A 22,294-nucleotide genomic window follows, 5' to 3' on the forward strand; every position below is an offset into this window, starting at 1 on the left:
GTGTTGAGTTCACGCGATCCATAGAGAGCGTTGCGTTGAGTTCACGCGATCTCCTCTCCGTAGGAACTACGACTTTTCTAAAAAAAGCCCCCGCCCGAGTTAGGGTGGAGGTGGCGGGCTCGTGGGAAAATTTCGGCAAAATCTCCTTATCACAGAAAATCAAACTCTGCAACAAAATTTCGTCCCTTCAAAATTCTGTCGGAACTCCGACAAAAAAATTACTTTAGAATCTCGTCTTGTCTTCCCATCAATTTGATTCCGAGTCTTGGTCCGATTTCTTGGACGATTCGGGAAGCGACGTAGTTTCCCCATCGGGTCGCTCTTTGCAAATTATAACCTTGCGTCAATCCGTAGAGAACGCCCGCGGCGAAACAATCTCCGGCGCCGGTTGTATCGAGCGGCTTCACGGGAAATCCTTCGACGTGGGAGATCGTTCCGTTCTCCGCAAAAAAAGCGCCGTTAGCGGAATCGGTCATGAATACGAGCGGTGCAAGTCCTGCGATAAATTTAAGGGCTTCCTGTTTGTCCTCTTTTTGAGAAAGTGCCTTCGCCTCTTCCGCGTTGCAGAAGACGATGTCAAAGTAGTCTTTTGTTAAACGAATAAAGTCTTCTCTCGAACGATTCACACAAAACGGATCGCTGTAAGTGTAGGCGACCTTGACTCCGTTCTTCTTGGATTCTTCCATCGTCAAGAGCGACGCTTCTTTCGTTCCCGGTCCATCCCAGAGATATCCTTCTATATAAGAAATCTTTGAAGTCTTTAATTTCTCCACGTCTATGTCGGACTTCTGAAGAGTGATGGAAATTCCCAAGTGGGTCAACATCGTCCTTTCCGCATCCGGGGTCGTGAGAACCACACAAGTTCCGGTATGTCCTTTGTCTTCCGGAGCGACTTCGAAAAAGATCCCCGCTTCTTCCATGTCCTTTTTATAAAATTCTCCGTAGGTATCTTTCGAAACCTTTCCTGTGTAAGTTCCCGTTCCTCCCGAGTTTGCGATCGCGATCATCGTGTTCGCCGCGCTTCCTCCGGAACGAAGTTCCCTCTTGCTTCCTTCGAGTGCGTTCAATACACCGGCTTGTTTTTCCGCGTCCACGAGGGTCATGATTCCTTTGTCGAATCCGAGACGTTTGATAAATACGTCTTCCGTGGGAACTAATATATCCACGAGTGCGTTTCCGACTCCGAATACGTCGTAGTGTTTCATCGGTTTATCCTTTTCTTTTCCATTCGATCAATTCCCAGCCGGTGTCTTCCTGAAAGAATACGCCTTCTCCGCCCACAACTTCTGCGAGGAGTTTTAAGAATTCTTCCTTTCTTTCCGTGATCACGCCGCTAAAGAGAAAATGATCCGTTTTTACAGATGCAATTTTTTGAATATTCGCTTTTAATACTGCAAAGGTGATGTTCGCGATCAATAGATCCCATTCTTCTTTTTGAATGGGTTCAAAGTCGAAACCGCCCTCTTCCACCACCAATACTTCGGGTGAAATCTCGTTGTCATCCCGATTGAAGGTCGCGGATCTCACTCCATTCGGATCTATATCCACCGCAAGAATCGCGGACGCACCCGACTTTGCCGCGGCGACGCTCAAAATTCCGGAGCCGGTTCCCACGTCTAACACGCGTTTTCCGGAAAGTCCGAGACTTCCCATTCTTCCCAAAACGAGACGTGTGGTTTCGTGATGCCCCGTTCCGAACGCAAGGCCCGGATTGATGAGCAAGGGTATGATTCCGGCGGGAGTCGTGCTTACCGCGATATCTTTTTCCCAGGTGGGAATCACACGATACGATCCGATCACAAAGGGTTTATAGAATTCTTTGTATGCTTCTTCGTATTCTTTGGTTTCGATCCAACGCGATTCTAAGAAGAAGTTTTCTCCGGCATTCACCTTTAAGAAGATGAGAATTTTGGTTTCATTCTCCTTGTCTTCTTCCGCCAAATAAACCCGAAACTTCGTATCGTCGGAGATGATCTCTTCGTTTGGAGCACGCGGAACTTCCCGATCAAACAGGATTTCGTAGTATCCTGCGACCCCCGCTTCGTCCAAGAAGTCCGTAAACTCGTCGGCGATTTCTTTCGGTATGGTTAGAATGATTTCTCTGTATCTCAACTTGTTTCCCGGGTCGTATCCAAAATTTCCGCGTCGACCGCTCTGTCATCTAGGAATTCATCCGTTGAGATGAAAGTCCGAAAGTCTCTTACGATCCAGACCCAGATTCCGATAAAGAGCGCCGTGGATAACCAAGCCCCGAATCGAGACTGAGGAAGAACAAAAAAGTTGAAGAGCCCGTGTTGAGAGACCGCGAGAAGAAACGCCAAAAATAGATAAACGGGTTTGTCCTTCGGTTCTTTTAGATTCGATTTCATAAAGGCCAAAGCAAAACAGAGATTGATGAGAAAGTGCGCGTTCGAAGAACGGATCGTGCGGCCGACGAACATCGCGATCCGATCCTCTTCTTTTGCGTTGAAGATATAGTTCGCGTTTTCGATTCCCGCAAATCCAAGCGCAACAAATCCTCCGATCAAAACGATTTCTTTACGAAACGTGTAAGTCTTCCAATCGAACGCAAGGAGAAGTCCCGCGAAAAGAATCAAAATTCCTTTGCAGAATTCTTCCATCATTCCCGCTTGAATGAACGCGATATGAGCCGTTTGAGTGAGGATATGTCCTCCCCTTTTCGGCGCGGCCATCTTCACGTCCGGCCAAAAAATCGGATGCAATTTCAAAACGATCTCGGTTGAAAGATAACCCAAAAAAAGCGCGAGAAGAATTAAGAAAATTCTCTGCGGAGTATTTTTTCCCGGGAAAAGAAGAATCAGAAAAAGTCCCCATGGAAGAATCGAAAGAAACCCGAGAAGTGCGACTTCCACGCTCATAGTTCCTCCATATAACGTCCGTCATACATCATCACGAGTTCTTTCTGAAGAGGAGTCGGCATCGCTTCCGGATCGATGCTTCCGTTCCAAAAAAGTTCGGTGACTCTCACATAACCTTTCGTGCCAGGAGGAGGCATCAGAGGAGAAAGACTTTCTATAAGCTCCAAGGTCATCTGATCCTGTTCCGGATAACCGGAAGCCTCTACAAGATCGACGTCGACGACTTCTCCGTCCGGAGTCACCGTATAGGCGACCACGGAAGAATAATTTTTGGGAGCCCTTCTCCAATATTCCATAAAGGACTCGGGCCCTCTCATCTTCGCGGAAATATAATTCGAATACGTGGAAGGTAATTTTTTTCCGCGGACCTGACGGACTTCTCCTTTGACCCTTCCCTCGTCGGCGGGTTTGTCGTCCGGAATCTTATCCCCTTCCTTTTGAGTCGGAGTTTCGGTTCCGGAAACGACTCCTCCGTTCAATCCTTTGATTTCGTTCGGAAGATTGGGATCGATAAAATAAAATTCCATATTCTCCGGAGTGAAATGAGTCCTTTGTCTTTCCTGTTCCTTTTGTTCCTTTTTTCTCTGAAGCGTCACCGGTATGATCAAAACCAGTGAAATCAAAACCAAGTGAAGAAGAATACTATATGAAAGATTACTAATGAATACGTTTTTCGGACTTGTGTCTTCCGATTCCGGTCTCGCCTGGATCGTACGATTGAGAAGAAACCGAGAAAGAAGATGGATTCCGACGATCGCGGTAAGAATCACAAGAGCCGGAACGATACTCGAAGTGATCGCGAAAAATTTCTGATCTCGAATGCCTGGTTTCAAACCCATGGACATGAGAAAACGGATTCCGTCCGCCGGTTCGAGCCAGGAGAAAAAAGCGGTCGCGAAAAACAAAAGGAAAAGAAGAAATAAAAAGAGAATCGAAAATCCCTTCCAGAGATTTCCGAGATAGATATGCCCCCATCCCGGAAAGATCAGATCTCGGAACTTGGCGTATTTTTGTTTCCTGCGGCCCCATTCTCCCTGAAAGCCGGAGTATTTGGCGACGCGAGCCTGTTTTTCAAACATTCTCCAAGGTCTTCGGAAAAGGAAAAAGGGTTTGCCTCGACTGAGGAGCGTGTCTCCCGCGATGAGGACCGAGAAAAAATAGAGAAAGCTGTCTTCTACGATTCCCAACTGACCGTATTCCAGGCGATACGGATCCTGGAAGACGAGCCTCGAGGTGAGATAACCCGCGACCAATAGTACGAGAATCTTAAAGTGAAATCTTTCGATCTTTTCCTCTTCCACAGACGCGCGGCGGTTCGATTTCGCCTGACGTTCCCTTTCTTTTCGAAGGGAGAAAGAATGCGCAAAAAGAATTAGAATTCCGAGGAAGACGTAAAAACCGATCAACCATTCTCCGAGTTCCATGACAAGAGAACGGACAAACGCTTCTACGACCGGAAAGAGGATCGCCGAAATTTCCAGAGGATAAAGAATACTCCAGCAAAAAATCTGAAAGAGGAGAGATCCGAAGGCGGAGGATCGGATTTCTTTTCCCTTAGGAAAGGCGAAAAGAACCCCCAACGGAAAAAAGATTCCCAGACCTAGAAAGGGGGAACTCCAGGACAAGAAATTGACACCGAAGATGACTAGTTTCTTTTTCAGGCAAGGTCTCCTTGGACGCTGCAAAACGGATTTGTATCAACCATTGGACCCGAGTAAGGAGCGTAGGCAAACAAGAAATCCTTCCGAAGAGAGAATTAAAATACTTTATTCCCGAATCCAGAGCAAAATCCTGGGCAGATGGAAAAGAAAGAAAGTCTCGATTCCTCTTTGAAGGAAATTGTATCCGTCTGTAAACGTAGAGGATTTGTTTATCCCGGTTCTGAAATTTACGGAGGACTCTCAAACACCTTCGATTACGGTCCTTACGGAGTCGAACTTCTCCAAAATTTAAAACAACTCTGGTGGAAGTTTTTTGTTCACTTAAGAGAAGACGTCGTCGGACTGGATTCTTCCATTCTTCTCAACCCCAAGGTTTGGGAAGCATCCGGACACGTTTCCAATTTTACGGATCCATTGATCGATTGTAAGAATTGTAAGACCCGAATCCGCGCCGACAAGTTCCTCGAAGACCAAAAGGGAGAAGGTTTCGCGACCGGCCTCACTTTGGATAAGATGAACGAAGTAATCAAGGAAAACAATTTCGCGTGCCCGAACTGCGGACAAAGGGGAACGTTCACCGAGGCGAGGGACTTCAATCTTATGTTCAAGACCTCTCACGGCGCGAGCGCGGAAGACGCGTTGGATATTTATCTTCGTCCCGAAACCGCTCAGGGAATCTTTTTAAATTTTAAGAATGTGGTCTCAACTACGAGAAGAAAGATTCCTTTTGGAATCGCTCAGATCGGAAAGTCTTTCCGAAACGAAATCATGGCTCGTCAGTTCGTCTTTCGAACGAGAGAATTCGAACAGATGGAGATGGAATTTTTCTGCGAACCCGGAACTCAGAAAGAATGGTTCGATCATTGGGTGAGTTATTGTATGAACTGGCTCACCGATCAAGTGGGAATCAAAAAAGAAAACCTGAGAGTGAGAGAACACGAAAAGGAAGAATTGTCATTTTACAGCGAAGGAACTTCCGACATAGAATTCAAATACAACTTCGGCTGGGGAGAACTCTGGGGAATCGCTTCCAGAACCGACTACGATCTAAACCAGCACCAAAAATTTTCCGGAGAGGATCTGAAGTATCAAGATCAAGTTCAGAACAAAAAGTTCATTCCCTTTGTCGTAGAACCCGCGTTAGGCGTAAATCGTTTGTTTCTCGCGGTAGTCACCGACGCTTACGAGGAGGAAAAACTTCCGGACGGAGAGGTTCGAACCGTTCTTCGTTTTTCTCCGAAGATCGCTCCCGTAAAAGCCGCGGTCTTTCCTTTGATGAAAAAAGACGGCCTTCCCGAAAAGTCCAGAGAAATCTTCGCCGAACTTTCCAAACTCGGAAACATAGAATACGACGACGGCGGCGCGATCGGCAAAAGATATAGAAGACAGGACGAAATCGGAACTCCTTTTTGTATAACAGTAGATTATGATACTCTAAAGGACAACACGGTCACGGTCAGAGAACGGGACAGCATGTCCCAGGAAAGAGTATCGGTCGACAAACTTGCGACCTGGCTGTTCGAAAGACTGTAAGTTTTGTTTTTAAAGCAGGCGTTTTCCCGGTCGGATGTTTTAGCGCGTTTAGTCGAACTTCGCGAAATCGGCGAAGGGACTTCTTGTGTCGGAGTTACGACCGCGGTTAGGCGAACTTCGTGAAATCGCACGTTGTGAATCTTGTGTCGGTGTTCCGACCGCGTTTATTCGAACCTCGTGAAATCGGTGAAGGACTTCTTGTGTCGGAGTTACGACCGCGGTTAGGCGAACTTCGTAAAATCGCACTCCGTGAATCTTGTGTCGGAGTTACGACAAAAATGAATTTTACTTTTACTATTTCTTTGTAGCTTGCGTTTTGATCGTAAGCGTTTTATTTCAGACTTTGAGAATAGAACTATAATTTCAAAGGACTCAAGTTCAAGATTCTGACGCCTAAAGGAAACCGAAGATTCCTAAACAAAAACAAATTTAATGATAAAAAAATTACTCAGCAAAACTTAATTTATTCAACTGTCATTGATTTAGGCGATCAACTCTGCACTTAGGATCATAGATTTAGCGAACCAAATTCTGGCCTTAATCAAACTCATAATGCCTATTTAAAGTGGTAGCTATAAGTGAAAATGGATTGACTTTACGATCGAGCGTCCAAGGCGAAAAAAATCGAGCTTATTGTGTTTCGGTATTTTTTTTGAGAGTTATGTAATTTCGAAAAAGTTTATAAATACTTAATTTAGGATTTTCTAAAACTATTCTCGAAAAGCAATCACAATGCCGCTTTTGAGTTTTCTCAAAATGAATAGAAACGTTAGAACCACAGTCTCATGATAAATTCGTTGTGCTTTGACCAGCCTCTTGTTCCTGCCCCTGTTCTCCTGTTTTTCGTTCAAGAAGACAGTCAAAGATCTACGGCCGCAAGTAGCCGCCAAACCTCCATGCGACTACTGCGACGATCAAATGCAATATTCTGACGTGCTCGATTATTTTGAAGTTTATCCGGAATACACGGCGGATGGATTTGATTTTCCCGTCTGTTACCCGAATGGAATCGGCTGCAAGGTTGTCAATCCGTTCGGTTTTGCATATCATCTAGGTGAGGGCTGGATGAAAAATAGAGGTAACAGCTTCGGCTCCCCGATTCACGCCATCGGCAATGGAATCGTTAAAACCTTCATGAACGCGGGCCCAGGATGGGGTGACGTCGTGATCATAACACATAAGTTGCCCGATGGTCAACTCATCAATTCGCTCTATGGTCACTTCTCCAAAGTATATGTCAAAAAAGGAGACCTCATTAAACGTGGTCAAATAATTGGTCTCGTCGGCGACGCAAATAGGCATTATGAGCCTCATCTTCACTTTGAAATACGTGACGAATTCTTCATGTTGATTGAAGGGGGATATTCGCGCATTTTGGATGGATGCCTTGATCCTCGTAAATTTATTTCGGCTCATCGTAAACTATTACCGATGAAGAGACAATTCCAATGATTTCGGTTATCGTCTAACTTAATCTCGCCGTTTCGTTCGGTTCTGCATATTCGCCTTATCACCGACAAAACGCGATTAAGATCGCAATTAAATCGACCAACGCGTTGCTGAAATCACCTTGCGGATCAAACGTCGAAAGCCTTTGATCGTCAGGTAAAATCGATTGAGGAATGTAATCTTTCGAATTCTTTTGCCTAGTTTCTATACCAATTTTATTTCCCAATTCCTTTACTTATCTTCAAGATAATAGCTTCGCTACTAATATCAACCCGGCTCAAATCAAAAAAACCTAAGAATCTATCCGAAACGCGAAAGATTTTACCGTCTTTACCAGTGCTGCAGTTATTAGAATATAGGTTTCCGAATTACGTAAGGGAAAAAGAGATTACTGGTATTTTTTTCCGGACAAGAAAGGTTTTATCTATGGGACCCAATCATTATAGGAAAACGGCAAAACTCTATTCCATCTAAATTAACGAAGCATAATTCTTCCTGATCAAAAACAAATCTGAAAACGCCAACGCTTTCAGAGATTGAAGCCGATTGTTATGAAAAAGCAGAAATACAAATACACAATATTTGTGTTTGTATCCGGCGAACTGAAGCGCATTCTGTAAGACTCATTCTTTGACTGAAACGACTTAAAACCGGACGGACGTTAGAATCAATCGGGACGACATTCCTGCAAAACCCTCCTCGTTTTACAAAAAAGCCTTCCTCTCTTTTTCTTTTTCGGATAAGAATTTCGTAAAAGCACATTCTTATCCGAAAAAATATTCTTAGAATAAAAACCCTTCTCCGAGACGAGAAAATACGGTTCGTCGGAAAATTCTTCTCCTATAAGATTTATGAAGCACAAAGGAAAAATTGCAAAAGGCGAAAGTAGGATTTCCAAGCGTCATCCGTTAGAAATTCTTGGCTTTCACAAAGGATTTTTCAAAAATTTATTTCCAGAAAAGAAAAGTTGCGATTCTTAATTGAATACAGAATTTTTCATTCCCGAGGTGCAAATAAGATCGAATGACTCGGGTCTTAAATTTGAAAATTGATAAACGAAGAACTCGTTATCTAAGGACACGTATGAATAAAAAATTCTCCCGAGGTTTGATCATTGCCTTTTCAACCTTCGCCCTTCTCTTTCTTTTTAGATTGATCTATGGATTTGCGGCTTACAGTTCGGAGACCGAGTCCACGACGAACGTCATCCCTTTTCAGACGCGAGAATCGAATTACGTTAAGCAAAACATCGCTTCCAATAAAATTCGATACGAGGGAGCGGGGACTAACAAAAGTTTTGATCAAAAATATGAAAAGGTCGCAACTTTAGAAACGCAATCTTCAGACATGGAAACCGATGAAAAGAAAGTAAGGGATCTCGTAAGCTCCTCGTCTTCGATCATCCAATACGAAAACAGCTCAGGGTTGAAAGAAAATCGAGATCGTATTATTAGATTAGCAGTCGGCGTTCCGCCCGAAAAATTTGACGAACTTGTCGAGGAGTTTAAAAAGATTGGAAAGACTCTGCTTCTTACGATCAACAAAAAAGATAAGACGAACGAATACAAAGACCTTCAGGCAAAAAAAGAATCCCTAGTCAAAATTCGAAATTCTCTTTCGACCTTAAAAAGCAAAGGAGGTCGGATCGATGAATATATCAATTTAGAAAATCGAATTTTGGAAATTGAAGACGAAATTCAAAAATTAGGAATCAGCCTGGGAGAATTCGATTCTGAAAATGAATTCTGTACGGTTCTGGTTACGATTTACGAAAATAAGTCTTCGAACAAAGCAGGCATCGGCCTTCTCCGCCGTGTAAAAGTCGCGTTAGAATGGACTTTCAAATACTATTTCCTACTATCAATTTCGTTTCTGTTTGTCGTTCTGGCGATTCACTTCGGCGTTCCGATTTTTGAAAAGTTTAAGCACCTCGTGATCAAAAACGAAAAGGAATAAAAAAAAGAACCTAACTTATTTAAAATCTTCTTCTTGAAAGAGAAAGCGGGTTTGAATTCAATATCTTTCAAATCCGGTTTCTCTAAAATTTGCAAAGAGAATTTTTATTTCATGGCAAAATCCCCAAAAAAAGCCGAACAATTTCAAATTGGAAATCTCCTCCCAGAGCACAGAGAAAGTGCGATCGAACTCGTAAATCAATTCTTTCGTCTTGTCAACTCATTGACGTTAGACGGCGTCTTCAAGATTCGTCCTCGGGCCGGCACCAAAATGGTGGATGTTTATTTAAAACTTCGTGGAACGGGAAAAGTGCTTCTCCTCGGCGGCTTTTTAGGAGAAGAACTCGTTTCCCTTCTCATAGCGCGCACGGAAGATAAACCTTATTTGGAGGAAAATAAAACTCTTTTTATCGACTTAGCCGTAACAAAACGAGGAAAGCAAAAATCCGGTTATATGAAACCTCTTGTTATTTTTTGCGAATCTTGGGCGAAAGAGCAAGGCTTTCAAAGCGTAGAGTTAAGGGCGATTGCGGAGAATGAAAATGCGGTTTCTTTTTGGAAAAATATGGGCTACGATCCTTTCTATGTCCGTTTTCGGAAATTGATATAAATTATTTTTTTATAATATTTCTTAACTCTTTTTAAAATCAAAAGCAATCTCAAAACAACGAATGGTTTTTTATCCCGGATATATTTTCCATGATCTACATTCGAAATGATGTAAATTGAAAAAATATTCCATCTATTCAAGCAGACTCTGAGCAAAAAAAGGTATATTAAAAAAACACTTTTTTCAACAGGCGCCTTAAAAAAAGACAAGGAGAGTCGACGGAGTTCATTCATGTAAATAAAAATGCGATTTTGAATTCACGTCTGAGTTTAGACCTGAATCAATCTGCATCTTCCTTGAGAAATTTTACAAAGAAATCGGAAACGATCCATATCAATTTTAATTTCTTTATCGCCCACAAAATCGATCTTAGATTTTTCAGCCTGTTGTCGTGTATTTCTACAAGTTCGTATAAACGCAACCGGATCCAAAGCGAAACTCCCAATTATACGAAGTTCGCATAAACGCGACCGGCTCCAAAGCGAGAACCCCAATTATACGAAGTTCGCATAAACGCAATCGGCTCCAAAGCGAGAACCCCAATTATACGAAGTTCGCATAAACGCAACCGAAGTATTCCTAAAACTAAATTCTTATCTTTCGCGCTCTGACGCTTTAGTTCTGGGTCCGTTTCAAAAGAGGTCCTCTGTGTTTCGCAAAATCAGTCCAAAGACTGAAAATCTGAAAATATAATCAGCATTCGATTTCGGAATTCGCAAAAAGAGCTGGCGCGGGAACGACTCTTATTTTTTGCATTTTGAAAAAAAATAGCAAAAGGAAAAAGTTAATATATAATCATTGTTTAATATATTAATTCAGAGATAGACCTAAAAAAAAATCATTCTCGAATCACGTCGACTTCTACTTTCAACTTATGCTTTCCGCCTCCGAATAAGATTCCCTTTAAAGGAGAAACGTCGGCGAAATCGCGACCGACCGAAGTAAAGATATATTCTTCGCTTAACATTTTACCATTTGTTGGATCGTAATCGACCCAGCCTATCCCGGGAGAATAAATGGAAAACCAAGCGTGTGATGCATCCGAACCCTGTAGTTTTGCCTGGCCGGGAGGCGGAAAAGTTTCTATATAACCGGAGACATATCTGCAGGGAATTCCCACGCTCCTGAGCGCGGCGATCGATAGATGAGTAAAATCCTGACAAACGCCTTTTCTATTCTTCAAAACCTGTGCCGGCGGAGTTTGAATCGTAGTCGCCCCCGCTTTGAATTCAAAAGATTTATAAAACCGATCCGTATAATCCATAACCGCCTGTAATAGCGGTTTTTCGAAATCCATCATCTCCTTTGCAAACTTCTCAAAAAGAGGATCTCGAACCGCAAAAGAGGAATCGGCGACGTATTCCAACGCCTCCAAATCTTCTCTCAAATGTGATGCGGCCAAAAGATTCGGAATCTCGGAGACCTTAGGCGAATGATTTAGATTTCCGTAATCTACTGGATGTGTGTTCACCCTACTCTCGGAGACGATCTCCAAAATTTGATGCGAATCCTCGACGGAAAAAGAATATACTAAATTGCCGAAATAATCCTTTCTATAACCCGAAACTGACGGCCCCGGATGAACTCTGAGTTTAAGATCCTTACAATCCTGATGTCGATTCGACCCGGGACACATGTGTGCAAGATTATGACAATGAGAGACTTCCTCTTGATAACTGTATCGGGTAACGTGCTTTACCGTATAATCAGCCATCGTTGTAGTCTCCAAGTTGAATCTGTTCTTCCACATAGCGGAAATATCTTGCGCTGATGGAGTCGGACAAAGATGCGATCTGATAATTGATATCGTTTAACCAGCGTACGATGCTCAAGGAAGGATTTACGTATTCAAAAAGTCGTTTTGCATCTTCCTGGATAAAACGGTTTCGAACCTCCGAAACGATTCTTTCTTCGGCAGTGGCTTCCTCTTTTTCGGAATGGGGAAGATAAGAAACGTATTCTCCTAATTTTCGCAACTGATAGGCCAAAGATCTCGGGTTAGTTTCGTCGAAAAGAAGTATATCCAGAACGGATTCGGCCTCGATTCTATAACGATACCTTCTTCTATAAGTGATCTTGATGTCGTTGATGTTCAACAGGGCTTCGAACATACTCTTGTTGTAAAGGGTGGATTGATTCAACACCGTCGTTACGAGTCTGATCGTATAAGAGGCCCGTTCGATTCTTTTCCCTATGTTCATAAAATACCAACCGGTTTCCCTGGACATACTTTCGATTCCAAGACCCGACATGGAGGCGAGTCTCGTGATCAGAAGAATCAGATATTCTAAAATCTCGTCGTAAGAACCGTCTTTGAACGCGTCGTCGGTCTCGATCATGGAAAGAATGTATCTGCTATCCTCCGAAAGCCGGTCCCTCACGGACTTGGAAGCTCTCACATAAGCGTTCAAATCGGAACGTATACTTCCCGTTTGTTGGTGGGAAAAAACCTGGGAGAACATCTGCTGTCTCGCACCGTTCAGAGGATCTTCCAAATTCAATTGTAAGAAACCTGGATAAGTCGCGGTGACGTGAGTCGCGATCTGAAGAAGAAGCTGGACATGATCTTTTTCATACGGCTCGTCCATATGGATCATATTCAAAATCACTTCGCGTAACAATCGAGCTTGGTTTTCAGAGCGTTCCGCATAACGTCCCATCCAAAACATATTGTCCGCGACTCTGCTCGGAATACCGGCCCCGCTCCGCCTGATCTGCATCCTTTCGGTTTTCCCCGGAAGAAGAGTGACGTCCTTTTTTTCTTCAGAAGCGAGGATCCAAAGGTCCTTCGAGATCGCACCGGTTTGATTCGTGACTACGAGATCGTTTACATTCTCCGTAACCCTTACCAGACCGCCTGACATCGTCATATAACCGTTTTCTGATAAAGTAGTAAAAGCCCGAAACACCGATCTCCCTTGGATAAAACTTTCCCCTGACAGAACCGGGCAGGTGGAGCCGTTTACGATTTCCTGGGCTACGTATTTTTCGGGATGAGCAAAAAGTTTTTTCCAAATCCGTTCCCGTTCACTGTTGGGAAGGGAAGAAAGAAAAACCCCCGGTTCGAGAGGATCTCGCACCGCACGTTTGAAAACGAATCGATCCGGATAATCCATTACTTCCCGTCTTGACTCCGCATTACCCATCCAAAGAGTTCTAACGTTAGGCAAAATCAAATCTTCCGAAAGATAGTATCTGCAAAGCGAGGATAAGAACGGATGGATAGCCCTGTTTTCCAAAAATCCGGAACCGATCGGATTCGCCACTCGAACGTTTCCTTCCCGAATCACATTCAAAATTCCTGGTACACCCAAAAGAGAATCCCCTTTGAGTTCGAGAGGATCCATATATAAATCCACAACTCTTCTAAAGATCACGTCGACTTGCTGCAAACCTTCTACGGTTTTGATAAAGACGAAATTATTTCTTACGGTCAAATCTTCGGCCTGCGCGAGAGTAAAACCCAAATAACCGGCGAGATAAGCGTGTTCGAAGTAGGTCTCATTCCCCGCACCCGGAGTTAGCAAAACGATGAGCGGCTCTTTTTCCTGAACCTTGGACAAGGACTGCAAAGCCTTTCTTAGAGAACGGAAATAAAGCGCGACTCTGTGTACTTGAGAATCTCGGTAGATCGAAGGAAAAATTCTGGAAAGAACGATTCGATTCTCCAGAGAATAACCGGAACCGCTCGGAGCCTGGATCCGATCTCCGAGAACGACAAAACTTCCGTTCTCCTGTCTCGCCAAGTCCGACGCCATAAAACAGAGTTCGTTCGTAGTGGAATGACCGAAACCGTTGCACTGTCTTAAAAAATCGGGCGAACTGAAAAGAATTTCGGGAGGAATTTTTTTATCATAGAAGAGTTTGCGGGGTCCGTAGACGTCTTTAAAGAGCGCGTCTAAAAGCTCAGCTCTTTGGATGAGTCCACGTTCCACTCCTTCCCATTCCTTACTTTCCATAAGGACCGGAAAGAGATCCAAGGACCAAAGCCTTTCCACAGCGCCCGGTTCCTCGTACACGTTATATGTCACACCGTTCTCTTGAAGAATTCGAAGCGAGTCCCTTTTTCTTCGAACCAATTCTTCCTGAGACAACGATTCGAGAGAGTTGATTAAGAATTCGTATTTGGGCCTAAGTTTGCCTTCTCCGTCGTAGAGTTCGTCATAGATAGACGGGTTCGGGTGATATCCTTCCCGCAGATTCAATCTCGCGTTGGCTGGGTTGACCATAAAATTCTGAACCATTTTTCAAAGTCCGTACATTTTGGCGATTCTTTACGAAGTCTTTTTTTTCCAACCCGGACCGGGCGCTAAACGCAGATCCAAAGTATATGGAGAATGTGGATGTGAAAGACTTTTCGGACGACTCGTCGTCCCGGCCGTATGCCCAAGATCCGAAAATCGGCTGATTCTTCTGCTCTCCGCCTCGAAAGAATTTACCGGGAAAGTATCGTAAGACCTGCCCCCGGGATGGGAAATAAAATATTTACAACCTCCGATCGATCTTTCGCTCCAAGTGTCCCAGAGATCGAAGACCAAAGGATTCGTGATCGGAAGATTCGGATGAAGAGTAAAAACGGGCGCCCAGGCTTTAAACCGAACTCCCGCGACCGCTTCGCCGTTTTTTCCGGTCGACTTCAAAGGAACCTCGTAACCGTTGCAGGACAGAACGTATCGCCCTTCGGTCCAACCTTCCACTTTCACCTGGATTCTTTCCAGAGCGGAATCCACGGCTCTCGAAGTTCCGAAGGAATTCGTTTCCTCGCCGAGAACGTCCCACGGTTCCAAGGCCATCCTGACTTCGATCCTGATCGTATCCTTTTGGACGTGACCATATTCAGGAAATCTAAATTCAAAAAATGGAATAAAGTCTTCTTCGTAAAAAGGATATCCGTGTTCCTTCAAATCCTTCATGACTTCCTTAAAATCCTCCCAGACATAAAATGGAAGAAGGTATTTATCGTGAAGTTCGGTCCCTCTCCGGATAGGCGGATGTTTATACGGCTTCTCCCAAAAACGACACAACAAAGAAAGTACGAACATCTGCTGAAGCACGCTCATCTTGTAATGGGGCGGCATCTCGAACGCTCGAAATTCCACAAGCCCCAAACGTCCCGTTGAACCAGTCGGAGAATAGAGTTTATCGATGGAAATTTCGGAACGGTGCGTATTCCCCGTGATGTCCACGAGAAGATTTCGAAAAAGACGATCCACGAGCCAAGGAGGGACGCTCTCCAAGTTATCAACTTGTCTGCAAGCGACCTCAAACTCGTAAAGAATCTCCTCTCTGCCTTCGTCCATTCGAGGAGATTGGGAAGTGGTTCCGATAAACAATCCGGAAAACAAATAAGACAAAGAAGGATGATGCTGCCAGTAAGTAGCGAGACTTCTTAAAAGATCAGGTCGCATTAAAAAAGGGCTTTCTTCCGGAGTCAAAGCTCCTACTGTGATATGATTACCGCCCCCCGTTCCCGAAGCCCTTCCATCCACTTGAAATTTTTCCGTACTGAGTTTTGTTTCGAGAGCCCTTTCATAAAGAATTTTCGTTTTTACCTCAAGTTCCGCGAACGAAGTCGAAGGATGAAGATTCACTTCGATCACCCCGGGATCCGGAGTGATTCTGAAAAATCCGATTCTTGAATCGTTCGAAGGTTCGTAACCTTCGATGCGGACTTGAAAGCCGGAAGCAAGAGTCGCTTGTTCCACACTCGCCACAAGATCGACCCAAACATCCGACGTTGGAACCGGAGGCAGAAATACGTGAAGAATTCCATCTCTGACTTCCACGACGAGAGTCGATTGTATCGGTAATTCTTTTTCGCCGAACATCTTCGGAGACGAATCCACCCTCTTTCGAATCTTATCCTCTAAAATTTTCCGCGATGGAAGATTCGTTTTCTTTTCGATCGAAGTGAATTCCGGATTCATACGGAAATGATCGCTAATCGCGGAAAAAGGAATCCTCAAACCTGCGGGAGAATCGCCCGGAATCAAAAAGAGTTTTTCCCTTCTAAAATTCCAGACGGAACTTTCCCATTCTTCAGTTAGATAATTATAATATACTGGAATAGAAAACGCAACTTCCCTTTTAAAACCCTTATCCAAAACCTTAAGAAGTCTTTGTCTTTCGAGCGCATCGAACGCGTTCGCGAGTTTTTTTTCGAGTTCGAACGGAAGATTCGCCTCTTTCCACAGATAATATAGATTGTCTTCGTACATCGGAATCATATACGAAAGATCGATCCCCAGCGTCCTACAAATCGCGCACGCGAGGGTTTCCGAAGCCTTATGCGGATCGAGTTCTTCTTTTTTCCTTTTGGAAGAATCCGGATTATCGATCAAAAGTGAATCGTCGCTCCAGAGCGGAACCTCGTCCTTTCTCCAAAGACAATTCATACTCCAGCGGGGAAGCGGTTCTCCCGGATACCATTTGCCTTGGGAGAATTGCAAAAGAGAACCCGCGGTAAAATCTTTCTTGAGACGATACATGAGTCGTTTTGAAAGTTCGAACTTACCTTCGCCTAGAGCTTCGTGATTCCATTCGGGACCTTCACGATCTTCGTCCGAGATAAAAGTAGGCTCGCCACCGATGGAAATTTTCAAACCGAGGTCGCGGATCTTATGATCGAGCGCCTTTCCCCTTCTTAGAATGTCGTTCCATTTCGATTCGGTGTAAGGAAGAGTCACGCGGGGGCTTTCGAAAATTCTTTCGACTTCCATTCTAAACTCGAACCTGGTCTCGGCAGGATCCGCATAACCGAAAATAGGCGCAGCGCTCATCGGCTCGGGTGTTGCGGCTAACGGTATATGTCCTTCGCCGGTGAGAAGTCCTGAAGTAGGATCCATTCCCACCCAACCCGCGCCCGGAAGAAAAACTTCGGCCCAAGCGTGCAGATCCGTAAAATCCTTTTCGGGTCCTTTTGGACCTTCCATTGGAGTCTGGTCCGCTTTCAATTGAATGAGATAGCCTGAAACGAACCGCGCCGCTAAACCGAAATGTCTCAGAATTTGAACGAGCAAAAAAGAAGAATCTCTACAGGAACCAGTTCTTTTCTGAAGCGAACTCTCGCAAGTCTGAACGCCCGGCTCCAAACGGATGATATAACCGATGTCGGACGAAATTCTCCGATTGAGCTCGACGATAAAATCGATGATCCTTTTTTTTTCCGCGATCCCGTCTGCACGCAAAGTTTGGAGATAGGATAGCAGGAGTTTACCGTTTTCGGAAGGAGTCAAGTAAGGAGCCAATTCTAACTTTAGAACTTCCTCATATTCGAAAGGATAGTCCTCGGCGTATTCTTCCACGAAAAAATCGAATGGATTGATCACTTTCATGTCAGCGATGAGATCCACTAAGACCGAAAGCCTGTCGGTTTTTTCCGGAAAAACGAGCCGCGCCTGAAAATTACCGAACGGATCCTGCTGCCAGTTCAAAAATTGTTTCTCAGGTTCCACCTTCAAGGAATAGGATACGATATTCGTTTTACAATGCGGCGCAGGACGAAGACGAATAACGTGAGGAGAAAGCGCGATCTTTCGATCATATTGGTAGATCGTTTCGTGCGTAAGAGCGACTCGAATGGACATAGAATGTTTTCCGCCTAAATTTCGATTCCAAAAAACTATCGATTACGACCGAAAATAACGTTCGTCGATACGATCGTGAATCCCGTTGATCTGAAGTTGAAGACGATCCAGATATTCGTGCATTCCGGAGCTGAAAATTTCATCGACAGAGGTGTAACTCAGTTCGGATAACAAAACGCCCACCCTCTTCTCCGCTTCGCAGGAATATTCGTCGTGATCGGTTCCGCTCAAAAGTTTTAAACTTTCGAAAATTTTTCTCAAAGAAAAACGGACTGCCCTCGGAAACTGTTTGTCCAAGATCAAAAATTCCGCTATATTCTTCGGAGTGATTTTCTGATAAATCCGATTGAACATCTCGTGTGCGCTTGTGGATTTCAAAAGAGAAAGCCACTGTAGAAGATCCAGATTGGATCCTACGTCGTGAGAAGGAAGAAGGATAAAATACTTCATATCCAGAATACGCGCCGTTTTATCCGCCCTTTCCAAATACCTTCCCAACTGTGCAAAGTACCAGACCTCGTCCTGGGAAATCGTTGCCTCTTGACATCCGTAAAAGAGAAGACATTGATTTCGAATCGTTTTAAAGAATTCGCTGAGCGCGGAGAGATCCGTATCCGAAAAATGTTTCTTCGTTTTGAAACCGAGATAGAATTCGTTGATCACCTCCCACATAGGCGTGGAAATATTTTCCCGAATCGTTCTAGCATTCTCCCTAGCTCGTATGAGACAATTGATGATCGAATTCGGATTGTCCGCATCGAAAGTCATAAAGTGAATCACGTTTTCTTTCGAAGCGTCGGCGAATTTTTTTTGAAAGAGTTCGTTGTCGCCCGTTGTAAAAACGAGAGGCATCCACTGTCTGTTTACGTCTTCGTTAAGATCCAGGGACAATTGAAAATTTACGTCGATAAAGCGGGAATAATTCTCCGCCCTCTCCATATATCGGTTCATCCAATATACGGACTCAGCCACTCTGCTCAGCATAGCAACCTCTCTCGTTCTTGATTTATGTGTATCTTTTTAGCCTTCGCCCATCACCCAGGTGTCTTTGGACCCTCCCCCTTGCGAGGAGTTGACCACAAGCGAACCTTTTCTGAGTGCAACGCGAGTCAAACCGCCCGGCATCACATAGATGTCTTCTCCATAGAGAATGAACGGCCTGAGATCCACGTGCCTCCCTTCCAACTTATCCTCGATCAAGGTGGGAACTCTGGAAAGACTGAGAACCGGTTGTGCGATATAATTTCTAGGATTACGATCAATAAGCCCGCAGAATTCCTCCTGCTCCTTCTTACTGGAACGAGGTCCGATCAACATCCCGTAGCCGCCGGCGCCGTTGGCGGCCTTTACGACGAGATTTTCTATATTCTCTTTTACGAATATTCTATCTTTATCATTCGAACAGAGATAAGTAGGAACGTTCGGAATGATCGCTTCCTCTCCGAGATAGTATTTGATCATCGCCGGAACAAAAGTATATAAAACCTTATCGTCGGCCACACCCGCCCCGGGCGCGTTTACGATCGCGACGTTTCCTTTTTTATACGCCTCGAAAATCCCCGGAACGCCCAAGAGAGAATCTTTGTTAAAGACGAGAGGATCCAAGAACGAATCGTCGATCCTTCTGTAGATCACGTCGACCATCTTCAAACCGCGCGTCGTCCTCATATAAACCTTTTCGTCCTTAACCACAAGGTCGGTTCCTTCCACGAGAGGAACTCCCATCTTTTGCGCGAGAAAAGAATGTTCGTAATAGGCCGAGTTGTAGATTCCCGGAGTCAAAACCGCGATCGAGGGATTGGATTTACCGCTCATGTATTCCAACATTCCTCTGAGACGGATCGGATAATCGTAAGTAGGACGCACGGAAAGACTCGCGAAAAGTTCAGGAAAAGTTTTTTTCATCACTTCACGATTTTCTAATACGTAAGAAACCCCGGAAGGACATCGGAGATTATCCTCGAGGACGTGAACCGTTCCGTCTCCGTTTCGCACCAGATCCGTTCCGGAAATATGAATCCAAGTTCCCTGCGGCGGATTGATTCCCCTACATTCTTTGAGATAACCGGGAGAAGAATAAACGAATTCGGCGGGAACGATTCCGTCCTTGATGATCTTCTCGTCGTGATAGATATCGTTGATAAAAAGATTGAGCGCTCTCGTTCTCTGCTTGAGACCTTCTTCCAGCTTTCTCCATTCGTGCGCCGTGATAATTCGAGGAATGATATCGAAAGGCATAATCCTCTCCTCTTCCTCCTCGTCTCCGTAGACGTTGAATGTGATCCCGAGCGACAGAAGCGCTTTTTCCGCGCTCGTTTTTCTTCGGACCAACTCTCGATCATCCATCGTTTCGATTCGCGATTTCAAAAAATGATAACTTTGGCGGATTCCGCCTTCCGGGGAAAACATCTCATCATAGAAAGAATCTGTCTGGTAATTGGTCAGAAGCATGGTCGTACCTCGATTAGAATCTCGCAAATTAAGCGCAATACGCAAGCAGTTTTTAAATTTACTGTTTAATTTTTAAGACAAAAAATATTTATTGCTTAATTATTAATCACTTTAACTATTTTACACTCTATTCCTCTTCAGATTCAGCAAATTTGGGCGCCCTTTCTACTGAAATTTTAATTCCTCTGACCTCTTCGATAAGAAGAAGAAAGGAAACGATGATTATAAATTGATAGTCGCAGATTCGAAAAACCGAGTTTGAGCCGGGAAATCGCAAATTTCTAAAAATGAAAAAGAATGGAATGGAATTCGGAAAAGCGACCGTAAAACAAGTTCAAAGAAGATCTCCGCCGTAAACTTCGTAAAAAGAAACTACGGAGAAAGATTTATCGAATCATCAACGTAAGAAAAAATAATTCTCCCAAAAATCGAAAACCGTCCGTTAGAAAAAGCGAGGAAAAAAAGAATATTAGAATATTCTAAAATGCGTGACTAAAGTCCAAAAACATTTGAGTATCTTCTCTGGACTTCGCAAAATCCAGCAAAATCACAGTCGCCTGATTCCAGATGATCCTTAAACCCGTTCCATAAGAATGTTTGTAACCCACTAGGTTCAGATGTTTTTCCGAATTCCAAACCCTTCCGATGTCGACGAACGGAACCAGGCTCATCGTAAAGAGTTGATCGCCGATCCTAAAAGTGACAAATCTCCAGCGAAGCTCCGCACTACCGAAACCGACCATCGGCGCGACAAATCGATCCTGTCTATATCCTCTCATCGTTTGTAGACCGCCGATTCCTGTCATCGGCCCATCCAAACTCCACATATAACGAATTTCCGAAAAAGGCGCACCGGATGAAGTATAACCCAAGGCGCCTCGGGTCGCAAAAACCAATTCTTCGAATACGCTCGGAAATAATTTATAGAAATATTTTGTCTGAAAGAATAACTTATTATAATTGAAATCGGAACCCGTTCTTTTGGATACGTTAGCTACGTTTAGTTCGATCAAAATCCCGCGATCCGGATCCGGCTCAAAGTCTCTCGTATCATAAGCGATCCCCGCCCTCAAGTAAATAATCTCTCCGCCGTTATAACCTTTGATCTTTCCCGCGTGATAATCTTCCGTTAACTTGGATTCTCCATTGGGCACCGAAGTCTCCCAAATACTTCCAGCCAAATTCGGATCCTTGGATGGGTTCCATTTTCCGTCGGAATGACCGATGATGTTTTTTGAGATTTCATTCGCTACGACCCATTTGAACGCTTTCCAAAACGTAAAATCGATACTATTGAACAAGGTTGTCGAATTGAATAAATATTGATTGTATCCTTGATCGCTCACAGTAGGCGTGATTTCGGATCCTGCTCTTGCGGGACGGATGAAAGATTGGGATGCTTCGTAGTCGTCGAAGTTCGCATTGTTTATCTGAAATGTTCCTGGTTGGTTTCTTGGACGATAGGAAAGCGAACGCAGCGAAGATTCTCCGATTCCAAAATATTGAGAATTGGGATTATAGTCCAAACCAAGACTACTCTTCCATCGAAAGGCGGTATTAAAGATATAGGGAGAATCAAATTGAATAAAATGATTCTTAACTCCTTGGTTGGTTTGAAAAAGTTGAATCGTTAACTTGCTTCTATAAGGCTCATATTCGAAATAAGGATCGTTTTTATTTCCGTTAAAAAAAACGCTCGCACGAATCCCTCCCCCCTGTCCACGAACCGGATCTGAACTAAAAAGGGGAAGAGCGGTCACATACAACCCTTCCTTTTTCTCCGCAAGTTCGCCCGGATCCAGTCTCTTACTTTCATCTAAGGGAATTCTCGCACTCGGAACGTTTTGAAGTCCTTGCGCCGCGATGAAAAACGGATTTCCAAAAAAGAGGAGAATACTCGCAAAGATAAGAATTCTTTTTTTCGGAAACATAAACGAACTGGATTCCATAAACCAAATGGAGGAATGGTTCTCATTTGTATAGGCTTATTCCGATTTTGTATTTACGACGCGGATTACAATTTCAAAATTTATCTCCTTATCAAAAGATAAATTTTAAAACGTCTCAATCGTCTCGTAGCCGATTCCAACGCAAAACCTCTCCGCAAGGTTTTCCCTCTTTTAATGAAAATTCCGCGGCCACGTTTCGAGTTCGCTTAACAAAACGGTAA

14 protein-coding genes are annotated in these 22,294 nt (G+C 44.0%); 4 read left to right on the plus strand and 10 right to left on the minus strand.

All coding sequences use genetic code 11. The annotated features are described in order from the left end of the window. Positions 1-218 precede the first annotated feature (218 nt). The 4 genes from CH376_RS05050 to CH376_RS05065 are packed head-to-tail and all read right to left on the minus strand — an operon-like array spanning position 219 to position 4,504. Positions 219-1,205, minus strand: coding sequence for an adenosine kinase (locus tag CH376_RS05050; RefSeq protein ID WP_100785542.1), 987 nt, complete (start codon positions 1,203-1,205; stop codon positions 219-221). A 4-nt stretch (positions 1,206-1,209) separates the two neighbouring features. Beyond that, positions 1,210-2,112: a 50S ribosomal protein L11 methyltransferase gene (locus CH376_RS05055; protein WP_100785543.1), complete on the minus strand. Its 903-nt coding sequence runs from the start codon at positions 2,110-2,112 to the stop codon at positions 1,210-1,212. Next, the gene (locus tag CH376_RS05060) at positions 2,109-2,879 is read right to left on the minus strand and encodes a PrsW family glutamic-type intramembrane protease (protein ID WP_100785544.1); all 771 of its coding nucleotides are present in this window, start codon (positions 2,877-2,879) and stop codon (positions 2,109-2,111) included. Before CH376_RS05060 ends, CH376_RS05055 begins: the two co-directional genes overlap by 4 nt. Further along, a complete protein-coding gene (locus CH376_RS05065; protein ID WP_100785545.1) occupies positions 2,876-4,504 on the minus strand; it encodes an energy transducer TonB family protein in 1,629 nt (542 codons plus the stop codon). Before CH376_RS05065 ends, CH376_RS05060 begins: the two co-directional genes overlap by 4 nt. A gap of 174 nt (positions 4,505-4,678) precedes the next feature. Between CH376_RS05065 and CH376_RS05070 the strand changes: the two genes are divergently transcribed. The 4 genes from CH376_RS05070 (at position 4,679) to CH376_RS05095 (ending at position 10,087) form a co-directional block, all read left to right on the plus strand. After that, positions 4,679-6,073: a glycine--tRNA ligase gene (locus CH376_RS05070; RefSeq protein WP_100785546.1), complete on the plus strand. Its 1,395-nt coding sequence runs from the start codon at positions 4,679-4,681 to the stop codon at positions 6,071-6,073. Positions 6,074-6,991: 918 nt separating this feature from the next. After that, entirely contained in the window at positions 6,992-7,525 is a 534-nt protein-coding gene (locus CH376_RS05080; RefSeq protein WP_125231934.1) for a M23 family metallopeptidase, read from the plus strand. A 1,080-nt stretch (positions 7,526-8,605) separates the two neighbouring features. Beyond that, positions 8,606-9,478, plus strand: coding sequence for a DUF4349 domain-containing protein (locus CH376_RS05090; protein ID WP_165781746.1), 873 nt, complete (start codon positions 8,606-8,608; stop codon positions 9,476-9,478). Positions 9,479-9,589: 111 nt separating this feature from the next. Beyond that, a complete protein-coding gene (locus CH376_RS05095) occupies positions 9,590-10,087 on the plus strand; it encodes a GNAT family N-acetyltransferase (protein ID WP_100785647.1) in 498 nt (165 codons plus the stop codon). An 838-nt stretch (positions 10,088-10,925) separates the two neighbouring features. Here the strand turns inward: CH376_RS05095 and CH376_RS05105 are convergent. The 6 genes from CH376_RS05105 to omp85 all read right to left on the minus strand — a co-directional run bounded on the left by CH376_RS05105 (position 10,926) and on the right by omp85 (position 22,055). Next, positions 10,926-11,801 (minus strand): transglutaminase family protein, encoded by an 876-nt coding sequence (locus tag CH376_RS05105; RefSeq protein WP_100785550.1) that lies wholly within the window; start codon positions 11,799-11,801, stop codon positions 10,926-10,928. Continuing rightward, a complete protein-coding gene (locus tag CH376_RS05110) occupies positions 11,794-14,331 on the minus strand; it encodes a circularly permuted type 2 ATP-grasp protein (protein WP_243394720.1) in 2,538 nt (845 codons plus the stop codon). Before CH376_RS05110 ends, CH376_RS05105 begins: the two co-directional genes overlap by 8 nt. A gap of 30 nt (positions 14,332-14,361) precedes the next feature. Continuing rightward, positions 14,362-17,673, minus strand: a complete 3,312-nt coding sequence (locus tag CH376_RS05115; protein ID WP_100785551.1) for a transglutaminase family protein — start codon at positions 17,671-17,673, stop codon at positions 14,362-14,364. 42 nt (positions 17,674-17,715) lie between these two features. Further along, positions 17,716-18,657 carry an alpha-E domain-containing protein gene (locus CH376_RS05120; protein ID WP_100785552.1) on the minus strand — a complete coding sequence of 314 codons (942 nt, stop codon included), beginning with the start codon at positions 18,655-18,657 and terminating at the stop codon, positions 17,716-17,718. Positions 18,658-18,693: 36 nt separating this feature from the next. Further along, positions 18,694-20,124: a circularly permuted type 2 ATP-grasp protein gene (locus CH376_RS05125; protein WP_100785553.1), complete on the minus strand. Its 1,431-nt coding sequence runs from the start codon at positions 20,122-20,124 to the stop codon at positions 18,694-18,696. 479 nt (positions 20,125-20,603) lie between these two features. Next, the gene (gene omp85 / locus CH376_RS05130) at positions 20,604-22,055 is read right to left on the minus strand and encodes an Omp85 family outer membrane protein (RefSeq protein WP_100785554.1); all 1,452 of its coding nucleotides are present in this window, start codon (positions 22,053-22,055) and stop codon (positions 20,604-20,606) included. Positions 22,056-22,294: the final 239 nt, after the last annotated feature.

The organism is Leptospira adleri, from assembly GCF_002811985.1.
Taxonomy (GTDB): domain Bacteria; phylum Spirochaetota; class Leptospiria; order Leptospirales; family Leptospiraceae; genus Leptospira; species Leptospira adleri.